7 protein-coding genes are annotated in these 11,489 nt (G+C 72.2%); 1 reads left to right on the forward strand and 6 read right to left on the reverse strand.

Going from position 1 to position 11,489, the window contains the following annotated elements; all coding sequences use genetic code 11:
- Positions 1–65 precede the first annotated feature (65 nt).
- From pyk to pta, 3 genes are all read right to left on the reverse strand, one after another.
- A complete protein-coding gene (gene pyk, locus IO29_RS15380) occupies positions 66–1,496 on the reverse strand; it encodes a pyruvate kinase (protein WP_030379983.1) in 1,431 nt (476 codons plus the stop codon).
- A 73-nt stretch (positions 1,497–1,569) separates the two neighbouring features.
- Positions 1,570–2,826 (reverse strand): acetate kinase, encoded by a 1,257-nt coding sequence (locus IO29_RS15385; protein ID WP_030379982.1) that lies wholly within the window; start codon positions 2,824–2,826, stop codon positions 1,570–1,572.
- A 111-nt stretch (positions 2,827–2,937) separates the two neighbouring features.
- A complete protein-coding gene (gene pta, locus IO29_RS15390; RefSeq protein WP_030379981.1) occupies positions 2,938–5,013 on the reverse strand; it encodes a phosphate acetyltransferase in 2,076 nt (691 codons plus the stop codon).
- 238 nt (positions 5,014–5,251) lie between these two features.
- Here pta and IO29_RS15395 point away from each other — a divergent pair, with 238 nt between their 5' ends.
- Positions 5,252–6,277, forward strand: a complete 1,026-nt coding sequence (locus tag IO29_RS15395) for an ATP-dependent 6-phosphofructokinase (RefSeq protein WP_030379980.1) — start codon at positions 5,252–5,254, stop codon at positions 6,275–6,277.
- A 125-nt stretch (positions 6,278–6,402) separates the two neighbouring features.
- Here the strand turns inward: IO29_RS15395 and IO29_RS15400 are convergent, their stop codons facing one another.
- The 3 genes from IO29_RS15400 to IO29_RS15410 all read right to left on the reverse strand — a co-directional run bounded on the left by IO29_RS15400 (position 6,403) and on the right by IO29_RS15410 (position 11,448).
- Complete coding sequence (locus IO29_RS15400; RefSeq protein ID WP_078618297.1) at positions 6,403–7,122, reverse strand: helix-turn-helix domain-containing protein; 720 nt, start codon at positions 7,120–7,122, stop codon at positions 6,403–6,405.
- A 346-nt stretch (positions 7,123–7,468) separates the two neighbouring features.
- On the reverse strand, positions 7,469–10,309 hold the full coding sequence (locus tag IO29_RS15405) for a DUF5682 family protein (protein ID WP_030379978.1): 2,841 nt from the start codon (positions 10,307–10,309) through the stop codon (positions 7,469–7,471).
- Between the two features lie 14 nt (positions 10,310–10,323).
- Positions 10,324–11,448, reverse strand: coding sequence for an ATP-binding protein (locus IO29_RS15410; RefSeq protein WP_030379977.1), 1,125 nt, complete (start codon positions 11,446–11,448; stop codon positions 10,324–10,326).
- Between the last annotated feature and the right edge of the window lie 41 nt (positions 11,449–11,489).

Here is an 11,489-nt window from a genome sequence, read left to right on the forward strand (position 1 = left end):
GCCCCCGAAGGCGGGTACCGGGCCACAGCCCTGCTGTCCTGTGCGCGCCCCCCGGCGCGGTGCGGCTAGCCGCGGTCCCCCTCGCCCAGGTGGAGCACGCGCACCATGTTGGTGGTGCCGGAGACGCCGGGCGGGGAGCCGGCGGTGACGACCACGATGTCACCGGCGTTGAACCGCTTGAGCCGGATCATCTCCTGGTCGACCAGGTCGACCATCTCGTCCGTGGTGTTCACGAACGGCACCACGTGCGACTCCACGCCCCAGCTCAGCGCGAGCTGGTTGCGCGTCGACTCGTCGGTGGTGAAGGCCAGGATCGGCTGGGCCGCGCGGTAGCGGGAGAGCCGGCGGGCGGTGTCGCCGGACTGGGTGAAGGCCACCAGCCCCTTGCCGCCCAGGAAGTCGGCGATCTCGGCGGCCGCACGGGCCACCGAACCGCCCTGCGTGCGCGGCTTCTTGCCCGGCACCAGCGGCTGGAGCCCCTTGGAGAGCAGCTCCTCCTCGGCCGCGGCGACGATCTTCGACATCGTCTTGACCGTCTCGATCGGGTACGCGCCCACGCTCGACTCGGCCGACAGCATCACCGCGTCCGCGCCGTCCAGGATCGCGTTGGCCACGTCGGACGCCTCGGCGCGGGTGGGCCGGGAGTTGGTGATCATCGACTCCATCATCTGGGTCGCCACGATCACCGGCTTGGCGTTGCGGCGGCACAGCTCGATGAGCCGCTTCTGCACCATCGGGACCTTCTCCAGCGGGTACTCCACGGCCAGGTCGCCGCGGGCCACCATCACGCCGTCGAAGGCCATCACGACGGCCTCCATGTTCGCCACCGCCTGCGGCTTCTCCACCTTGGCGATGACCGGGACCCGGCGGCCCTCCTCGTCCATGACGCGGTGCACGTCCTTGACGTCACCGGCGTCGCGCACGAAGGAGAGCGCCACCAGGTCGCAGCCCATGCGCAGCGCGAACCGCAGGTCCTCGATGTCCTTCTCGGACAGCGCCGGGACGTTCACCGCCGCGCCGGGCAGGTTGATGCCCTTGTGGTCGGAGATGACACCGCCCTCGATGACGATGCTGCGCACCCGGGGGCCCTCGACGTCCAGGACCTTCAGCTCGACGTTGCCGTCGTTGATCAGGATCTGGTCGCCCTTGGAGACGTCACCGGGCAGACCCTTGTACGTCGTGCCGCAGATCGACTTGTCGCCCGGCACGTCCTCGGTGGTGATGGTGAACTCGTCGCCGCGCACCAGCTCGACCGGGCCCTCGGCGAAGGTCTCCAGGCGGATCTTCGGACCCTGGAGGTCGGCGAGGACACCGATGGCCCGGCCCGTCTCCTGGGAGGCGGCGCGGACGCGGTCGTAACGCCCCTGGTGCTCGGCGTGCGAGCCGTGGCTGAAGTTGAAGCGGGCCACGTTCATGCCGGCCTCGATCAGCGCGACGAGCTGCTCGTGGGAGTCGACCGCGGGGCCGAGAGTACAGACGATTTTCGAACGGCGCATGGGGCGATCCTATCGGTTTGTTTCGCTACGGAATATTCCGTCGGGCGGAAGCTACAAATGCGCGGGTTGCCGCTCAGGTGTGGTCCTCCAGGGCGGTCCCGTCCGCGACCAATGCGTAGGTCTGGGTGGCGATTTCCATCTCCTCGTCGGTGGGTACGACGGCGACGGCGACCCGCGCGGAGTCCGGCGAGATCAGCCGCGCCGCGCCGGAGCGCACCGCGTTGCGCTCCTCGTCGACCGCCAGGCCGAAGACGTCCAGGCGCTCGATCGCGGCCCGCCGCACCGCCGCCGCGTTCTCTCCGACGCCCGCGGTGAAGGCCACCGCGTCCACCCGCCCGAGTACCGCGCAGTACGCGCCGATGTACTTCCGCAGCCGGTGGATGTAGACGTCGAAGGCGAGCCGCGCCTGCGCGTCGCCCGCGTCGATCCGCCGCTGGATCTCCCGCATGTCGTTGTCGCCGCAGAGACCGAACAGTCCGCTCCGCTTGTTCAGGAGCGTGTCGATCTCGTCCATGGACATCCCGCCGACCCGCCGCAGATGGAAGATGACCGCGGGGTCCATGTCGCCCGAGCGGGTACCCATCACCAGCCCCTCCAAAGGCGTCAGCCCCATGGAGGTGTCCACGCACACCCCGCCCCGCACGGCCGAGGCGGACGCCCCGTTGCCCAGGTGCAGCACGATCACGTTGACGTCCTCGGGCGCCTTGCCCAGCAGCTTCGCGGTGGCCCGGGAGACATAGGCGTGCGAGGTGCCGTGGAAGCCGTAGCGGCGGACCCGGAACCGGTCGGCGATCTTGGTGTCGATCGCGTAGCGGGCGGCGTGCTCCGGCATCGTCGTGTGGAACGCGGTGTCGAACACGGCGACCTGCGGCAGGTCCGGGCGCAGCCCCAGGGCGGTGCGGATCCCGGTGAGGTTGGCCGGGTTGTGCAGCGGCGCCACCGGGATCAGCCGTTCGATCTCGGTGAGCACGGCGTCGTCGACGACGGTGGGCTCGGTGAAGAACATCCCGCCGTGCACCACGCGGTGCCCGATCGCGGCCAGATCGGGGGAGTCCAGGCCGAGACCGTCGGCGGCGAGTTCCTCGGCGACGGCGGCGAGCGCGGCCTCGTGGTCGGCGATCGGCCCGCTGCGCTCACGGGTGGCGTCCGCGTCGCCGTCCTCGCCGAGACGGGTGTGCGTGAGGTGGGAGGTCTGCTCGCCGATGCGCTCCACCAGGCCGACGGCGAGCCGGCTGCGGTCACGCATGTCCAGGAGCTGGTACTTCACCGACGAGGAGCCGGAGTTGAGGACGAGGACGCGGGTCGCGTTCGCGGAGGCTGTCGCGGTCACGGGGGCTGATGCTCTCTGTCGAAGGTGGCGGGGGAGTGGCGGTGAGGTGGCGAACGGCGGCCGGCGTGTGCCGGGTACCGGGGGCCGCCCGGGTCCGCCGGGCCGTCGGGCTCAGTTCGCCGGGGTCTGCGCCTGGATCGCGGTGATGGCGACGGTGTTCACGATGTCGCCGACCAACGCGCCGCGGGACAGGTCGTTGACCGGCTTGCGCAGCCCCTGGAGGACCGGTCCGACGGCGATCGCGCCGGCCGAGCGCTGCACGGCCTTGTAGGTGTTGTTGCCGGTGTTCAGGTCCGGGAAGATCAGCACCGTCGCCTGCCCGGCCACCTCGGAGCCGGGCAGCTTGGTCGCCGCGACCGAGGGCTCCACCGCGGCGTCGTACTGGATCGGCCCCTCGATCCGCAGATCGGGCCGGCGCGCGCGGACCAGCTCGGTCGCCGCGCGCACCTTGTCCACGTCCGCGCCGGACCCCGAGCTGCCGGTGGAGTACGACAGCATCGCGATCCGCGGCTCCACGCCGAACCGCGCGGCCGTGGCCGCCGACTGCGTGGCGATGTCGGCGAGCTGCTCGGCGTCCGGATCCGGGTTGACCGCGCAGTCGCCGTAGACCAGCACCTTGTCGGCCAGGCACATGAAGAACACCGACGAGACGATCGAGGCGTCCGGCTGGGTCTTGATGATCTCGAACGCGGGCCGGATCGTCGCCGCCGTGGAGTGCACGGAGCCCGACACCATCCCGTCGGCCAGCCCCTCCTGCACCATCAGGGTGCCGAAGTAGTTGACGTCCGAGACGACGTCGTACGCCAGCTCCACCGTGACCCCCTTGTGGGCGCGTACGGCGGCGTAGCGCTGGGCGAAGGACTCCCGCAGCTCTGAGCCCGCCGGGTCGATCAGCAGCGCGTCGCCGAGGTCGACGCCGAGGTCGGCGGCCTTCTTGCGGATCGCGTCCACCGGCCCCAGCAGCGTCAGATCGCACACGCCCCGGCGCAGCAACACCTCGGCGGCGTGCAGCACGCGCGCCTCGGTGCCCTCCGGGAGGACGACCCGGCGCTTGTCGGAGCGGGCCTGCTCCAGCAGCTCGTGTTCGAACATCATCGGCGTGACCCGGCCGCTGCTGGGCGCCGAGACCCGGCTGAGCAGGTCGGCGGTGTCGACATGGCGTTCGAACAGGCCGAGCGCGGTCTCCGCCTTGCGCGGGGTGGCCGCGTTCAGCTTGCCCTCCAGGGAGAACAGCTCGGCGGCGGTGGGGAAACTGCTGTGGGGCACGGAGAGCACCGGGGTGCCGGGCGCGAGGCGGGCGGCCAGGGTGAGGATCTCCGGGCTCGGCACCTCGTTCAGGGTGAGCAGGACGCCCGCTATCGGCGGGGTGCCGGCGCTGTGCGCGGCGAGCGCCCCGACGACCAGGTCCGCGCGGTCCCCGGGGGTGACGACCAGGCAGCCGGGGGTCAGCGCGGGCAGCAGGTTCGGCAGCATGGCGCCGCCGAAGACGAAGTCGAGGGCGTCCCGGGCGAGCCCCGAGTCGTCGCCCAGCACCACCTTGGCGTCGAGCGCCTGCGCGATCTGCGCGACGGTCGGCGCGGAGAGCGCGGGCTCGTCGGGCAGCACGTAGCCGGGCACCGGGAGCAGCGGGCCGAGCCGCTCCGCGATGAGGTCGCGCGCGGCCCGGTCCACCCGGTTGGCCACCATGGCGAGCACGTCGCAGCCCAGGCCCTGGTAGGCGCGGTGGGCGTTGCGGGTCTCGGCGAGCACGGACTCGGCGGACTGCCCCCGGCCGCCGACCACGGGTATCACCGGCGCGCCGAACTCGTTGGCGAGCCGGGCGTTGAGCGCCAGCTCGTCCGGGAGCTGGGTGGCGGCGAAGTCGGTGCCGAGGACGAGGACGACGTCGTAGTCCCGGGCGACCCGGTGGAACCGGTCGACGAGCGTGGAGACCAGCTCGTCCGTGCCGCGCTCGGCCTGGAGCGCGGACGCCTCGTGGTAGTCCATGCCGTAGACGGTCGCCGCGTCCTGGGAGAGGCGGTAGCGGGAGCGCAGCAGCTCGAACATGCGGTCGGGGCCGTCGTGGACGAGTGGCCGGAACACGCCCACCCGGTCGACCCGGCGGGTCAGCAGCTCCATGACCCCCAGCTCGACGACCTGGCGGCCGTCGCCGCGGTCGATCCCGGTCACGTACACGCTGCGCGTCACGCGTGCGCTCCTTCTCGGTTGCGTCTTCTGCGTCGGTCAGTGGGGGTCGGTCTCTGGCTGTCCGCCGGTGTGCGGAGAAGCCTCTTGACAGTACCCCCGGGGCTGGATAAGGCGCCCGTCAGTACGGGTGACGGGGCTGCGCGCATCGGGTGAACCGGAGGCGCGCCGCAGCGTGTCGTGGGGCGTGAAACAATCGGAGTGGCTCACAGGTACCGAAGCGAGCAGGAGACACAGCACGATGCGCATCGGAGTTCTCACCGCCGGCGGCGACTGTCCGGGGCTGAACGCAGTGATCCGGTCGGTCGTGCACCGGGCGGTCGCACAGTACGACGACGAGGTGATCGGCTTCGAGGACGGCTACGCCGGCCTGCTGGACGGCCACTACCGCACCCTCGACCTCAACGCCGTCAGCGGCATCCTGGCCCGCGGCGGCACGATCCTCGGCTCCTCCCGCCTGGAGCGCGACCGGCTGCGCGAGGCCTGCGAGAACGCCTCCGACATGATCCACGAGTTCGGCATCGACGCGCTCATCCCGATCGGCGGCGAGGGCACGCTGACGGCCGCCCGGATGCTGTCCGACGCCGGCCTGCCGGTCGTGGGCGTGCCGAAGACGATCGACAACGACATCTCCTCGACCGACCGCACCTTCGGCTTCGACACGGCCGTCGGCGTCGCCACGGAGGCGATGGACCGGTTGAAGACCACCGCCGAGTCCCACCAGCGGGTCATGGTCGTCGAGGTCATGGGCCGGCACGCGGGCTGGATCGCCCTGGAGTCCGGCATGGCCGCCGGCGCCCACGGCATCTGCCTGCCCGAGCGCGCCTTCGACCCGGCCGACCTGGTCAAGATGGTCGAGGAGCGGTTCGCGCGCGGCAAGAAGTTCGCGGTGATCTGCGTCGCCGAGGGCGCGCACCCCGTGGACGGCGCGATGGACTACGGCCACGGCGAGATCGACAAGTTCGGCCACGAGCGGTTCCAGGGCATCGGGACGGCACTGGCGTACGAGCTGGAGCGCCGGCTCGGCAAGGAGGCCAAGCCGGTCATCCTCGGTCACGTCCAGCGCGGCGGCGTGCCGACGGCGTACGACCGCGTCCTCGCGACACGCTTCGGCTGGCACGCGGTGGAGGCGGCCCACCGGGGCGAGTTCGGCCGCATGACGTCCCTGCGCGGCACGGACATCGTCATGGTCCCCCTGGCCCAGGCGGTAACGGAACTGAAGACGGTCCCGAAGGACCGGATGGAAGAGGCGGAGTCGGTGTTCTAGGGGGCGGTGCCTTGTGAGGGCGCGAGCGGTCACCGTGCCCCGTCAGGGGCGCGGGGCTGTGTCTTTCGCGCGGCTGCGCCGCGGGGGCGTGAGCAGCCGCCGAAAAAACTCGACGGCCCCCCTCGTCACCCCCGCCCCACCATCTCCCAGAACACCCCCACCACCCGCTCGAGAAACTCCCGCCCCGCGTCCCCCGACGCCGTCGCCGCCACCCCCGCGAAACCCCCAGCCACCGGCGTCGGCACCAGCTCCCCCTGGTACGACGCATGCATCTCCGCCAGCACCTCCTCGATCACCCGCCGATGCAGCGGCACCACCTTCCCCACCTGCCGCACATACCCCTGCCACCGCGTGGTGACGGCCCCCCGCAACAGCTCCGCGAGCCGCGCGTCCCGCCCCGTCACGGTGACGAAATCCGGTAGCGACAGCTCCAGCACATCGGCCAGCGCCGCCGACTGCCGGTCGGTGCCGCGCCACTCACCCGCCTCCTCCATCCGTACGTACGCGAGCGGTTCGACCCCGACCGCACGCGCGAGGTCCTCCGGCGCGAGCCCCCGCGCCACGCGGTGCTCGCGCAACGTACGCGGCGCGCCGACGAGTTCGCCGGGCGCGCACCACAGGACGCCGGCGAGGGCGACGAGTTCGGGGGAGGTGGGGGCGGCGTCCCCGTGCTCCCAGGCGATCACGAGATCGGGGGTGACGTACGGCAGGCCGAACGAGGCGCGCATGCCGTAGGCGACGTGTTCGGGGGCCATGCCGAGGGCTGCGCGGAGGCGGCGCGCGGCGAGGGCGTCGAAAGGGGGAGTGGGAGGCGGGGGCTGCGGGACGTGTGGTCGGTGCGGCACGGGGCCAACGTAGGGGGTTCGGGGCTGCGGTGACTACGTTCTGTCCGGCCACACTCACGGATTGTAGGAAGCTACGGTTCTGGGGGCGCCGTGACGTTCTTCCGCCCCCGCCGCCCTTACCCTTCCCATCCTCAAGGGGCTCCGCCCCTTCGACCCCGGGAGAGCTCGGGTGGGTGGGGTTGAGTGGGGAGTGCGGGTGCGTGGGGACTTCTCGCGCAGTTCCCCGCGCCCCTTGCAGGGGCGCGGTGGCTGCTCGCGCCCCTGCGGCGGAGCCGCGCAGAAGACGCGGCCCCGCCCCTGACGCGGCGCAGCCCCAGCCCCGTCGGGGGCGCGGGGCTGCGCCCCGTCAGGCGGTCAGCAGTGCCTCCAGTGCCCGGCCCGTCGCCGGATGGCGGGTCGTCAGAGTCGTCGCGCCGGAGGGTGAGGACACTTCCGTCCGTGGCCAGTTCTGCTCGCAGCCCAGCAGTCGCGCCACCGCGTCCGTGGTGGCCCGGTGGGTGCGCAGCAGCACGCCCCCGGCGGCCGCGGGGACCGCGGACACCGGCGCCGGCGCGGCCGGTGCCGTCCGCCACGGCGGTATCCACGCGTCCAGTTCCGCCAGCCGCCCCGGGAAGATCCGCCCGGCCTCGCGGATCAGCAGCGGGGCCGGCCCGGCCCCGCCCGCCCGCAGTGACGTGATCAGCGTCGGCAGCCACGGCAGCAGCACCGCGTCCGGCAGCCGCCCGAACGCGTGGGACACCGACTCCACCACGAAGCCCGCGAGCTGCGGCACCGGCTCCAGCGCGTGCAGGAACCCGCTCAGATAGCGCGGGTAGGACGGCACCACCAGCGGGTTGCCCAGCAACTCGTCGCACCGCCGCCGCAGTTCCGCCCGCGACAGCCGGCCCAGATGCACCTGCGCCGCCCACAGCAGCGCCACCTTCGCCGGCTCCTCCGGATGCGACTGCGCGACCGCCAGCTCCAGCTGCGTCCGGTCGCAGCCCAGCGACAGCGCGAGCCCCTCCATGCCGAACAGGAAGCCCAGCGTCGCCGCGACCTGCTCCACCGTCGCTTCCTCGTCGGTGAACGCCGTCGGCAGCAGCGTGCAGTAGTGCGCGTAACCGGTCCGGACGAAGGACTCTACCCACCCCGGCAGCTCCGGCACGCTGATCCGGTAGTACGCGAGCAGCCGCCGCACCCGGCGCAGCACCTCCGGCGCGCCGTCGACGCCGCGCTCGGTGGCCAGGACCTCCAGCGCCCGTGTGCCCAGCTCGTCGGCGAGACGGCGGCTGCCCAGGTACAGCACCGCGTCCTCGACCGCCCCCAGCACCGTCGCCGTCGTCGCCCGCGGCGCGTACGCCGTGCGCCGCAGCCGCTGCTCCAGCACCTGTTCGATGCTGACGCCCTCGTAGCCGAGTTCGATCAGGGACCGCTGGTGGGTGCCGAGCGCCAGGTCCCACGACTCCTGGAGCGAGCGTCCGCCCAGTGTCCGCTCGCCCATGATCGGGCGGGCGGTGCCCTGCGGCATCAGATACCGCAGCATCCACAGCACGTCGGAGCAGCGCTCCAGCTCGGGCCTGCCGGCGATGTCCAGCAACGCCCGCTGCACGCCCCGCTGTTGCAGCTTCATGCCGAGCGGCGCGAGCCGGTCGTGCACATCGCGGGCGAGCGGCGGCAGGGCGTCGTAGCCGACCTGTCCGATCCGGTCGCCGCCCATCATGATCTCGACGAGCCGCCGCACGTCGCGCCGCCCCGGCACCCGGTCCTTCTCGATGCAGGTGACGGCCGCGTCCTGGAAGTCGTACGGCGTGGGCTTGGCCCGGTCCCGCATCCCGGCCAGCAGGATCGACGTCTCGAACACCGCGATGGCGTCCGCCGTGGAGGCGAGATAGCCGGCCCGGCGCGCGGCCCGCACGATCTCCACCGACCAGCCGAGCAGCTCCGCCTCGTCCACACCGTCGAGCACGGGCGGTCGTCGAAGGAAGCCGGAGAGCCGGTCCGGCGCCGTGTCCCCCGCCGTGGCCCGGGGAGCCGCCGGCGTCCGCTTCGCGGCCGCCTTCTTCCTCGTGCCCGCCTGCCCGGCCAGCCGGTACGGCTTCACCCTGGTGCGCCTGACGTTCTTCGCCCACTCCGTCGCCGCGATCGACACCGAACCGGCCGCGAGCCCGAACTGCGCCTCGATCGCCGCATGGCTGGACGGGATCAGCCCGTGCTGCCAGGTGCTGCCGCTCGGCGGGGTGATCCGGTACGTGTCGGCGCCCCCGACCCCGAACTCCGCCACCCTGCTCGCCGCGTGGAACGCCCCGCACACGTAGAGGCAGTCCGCCGGGTCCGTACCGGTCGCGGACAGATGCTCCCGCATCCGGGTCCACATGTACCGCTCGCGCTCCTCGTCCACCCGCACCCGCCCGGCGTCCCCGGGCGCCAGCCGCCGGAACAGGCTGCCGATGAGCAGCATCACCTGGCGGTAGGTGTCGTGGTCGGCGGCGGCGTCGCCGAGCGGCACCTCGACGTACTGGTGCCACCACTCCGACCAGTGCCGCACCCGCCCGTGCCGCAGCAGATGCTCCTCCAGCTCCGCGAACCGGGGCCGCAGATCGCCGATCTCCACGCCGACCGCGTCGCCGTGCAGCGCGGCCTCCTCCTCGGCCGGCGGCGCGTCCGGGTCCATGGGCTCCGCGCCCTCGCCGTCCGGGGTCTCGCGCGCCTGCCACTGGAAGACGTGGTCCGAGGAGCGGTCGACGAGGACCAGTTCGACGCCCGGTGTGTCCAGCGCGTACGCGATCGCCTGGTACTCCGCCGACGCCTCGGTGATCGGCGCGACCACCGACAGCGGCGCCCACTCGACGGGCAGCCCCGCCACCTCGCCGGCGAACGCCTGCACCGCCACCGGCAGGCGGCAGTTGCGCAGCTCGGTCAGCAGCGGCGCCATGTCCTCGCACAGCTCCAGGTACACCACCTTCGGCTGCTTCTCGCGGAGCCGTCGCGCCATCGCCAGCGCCGAGGCGGGCGAGTGGTGGCAGACGGGGAAGATCTCCAGCGGCTCGCGCACCGCCCGGTCCACGTCGTCGACGATGCCGAGCAGGATGCCCTCCAGCGCGCCCGGTCCGTCGGCGAACTCCGTGGCCGCCTCGTGGAGTTGCGCACGCAGCGCCTCGAACGGGCCCCTCGCCGCCGTCGCCGCCGTCGCCGTTCCTGCGGCGGGCAGGTTCTGTGTCGCGCTCACGAGAGGGTCGCGATCGCGTCGCGGCCGCCCTTGAGGAACTCCGGCCAGGAGCCGCCCTCCTGCGTGCTGCGCGGCTCGACCACGCCGTGCAGGTACTTGTTGAGGATGGCCAGGTCCTCCGGCGCGCGCCGGGCCAGCGACCCGACCAGCGAGGAGGCGAGCGTACGGGCGCTCAGCGCGCTCTCGCCGAAGAAGTTGCTGTGCAGGATCGCGTCCTCCAGCACACCGATCTGCTCGGCGGTGGACAGCGCCGACTCCAGCTTCTCGTCGTCGCTGCCGGCCGCGGCGGCGGAGGCGCGCAGATCGGCGAAGCTGCGCAGCAGCACGTCGAGCAGGGTCGGCGGCACGTCCAGCTCTATCTCGTGGCGCCGCAGCAGCTCCTCGGTGCGGAAGCGGACGATCTCCGCCTCGCTCTTCTTGTTGGTCACCACCGGGATGCGGACGAAGTTGAAGCGGCGCTTGAGCGCGGACGACAGGTCGTTGACGCCCCGGTCGCGGCTGTTGGCGGTGGCGATGACCGAGAAGCCGGGCCTGGCGAAGACGATGTTGTCGCTGTCCTGGTCACTGCCCAGCTCGGGGACCGAGATGTACTTCTCGGACAGGATCGAGATGAGCGCGTCCTGTACGTCACTGGTCGAGCGCGTGAGCTCCTCGAAGCGGCCGATCGCGCCGGTCTCCATCGCCGTCATGATCGGGGAGGGGATCATCGACTCCCGGGACTGCCCCTTGGCGATCACCATGGAGACGTTCCACGAGTACTTGATGTGGTCCTCCGTGGTGCCGGCCGTGCCCTGCACCACCAGCGTGGAGTTGCGGGAGATCGCCGCGGACAGCAGCTCGGCCAGCCAGCTCTTGCCGGTGCCGGGGTCGCCGATCAGCAGTAGCCCGCGGTCCGAGGCGAGCGTCACGATGGACCGCTCGACGAAGCTGCGGTCGCCGAACCACTTCTGCGTCACCTCCCGGTCCAGGCCGTCGGCGCGTTCGGAGCCGAGGATGAACAGGCGCACCATCTTGGGCGACAGCCGCCAGGAGAACGGCTTGGGGCCGTCGTCGACCGACTCCAGCCAGTCCAGCTCCTCGGCGTACTTGATCTCGGCGGGGGCGCGCAACAGGTCGGACATGATGAGCCTTTCGGAAGAAGCGACGAGTACGTGTACGTGTG

Origin of the sequence: Streptomyces sp. NRRL F-6676, assembly GCF_000725625.1 — a bacterium.
GTDB lineage: Bacteria > Actinomycetota > Actinomycetes > Streptomycetales > Streptomycetaceae > Streptomyces.

Excerpts from the sequence above, each read along its gene's own strand:
- pyk (WP_030379983.1), bottom strand. The coding sequence starts at position 1,496 with ATGCGCCGTTCGAAAATCGTCTGTACTCTCGGCCCCGCGGTCGACTCC.
- IO29_RS15395 (WP_030379980.1), top strand. The coding sequence starts at position 5,252 with ATGCGCATCGGAGTTCTCACCGCCGGCGGCGACTGTCCGGGGCTGAAC.
- IO29_RS15410 (WP_030379977.1), bottom strand. The coding sequence starts at position 11,448 with ATGTCCGACCTGTTGCGCGCCCCCGCCGAGATCAAGTACGCCGAGGAG.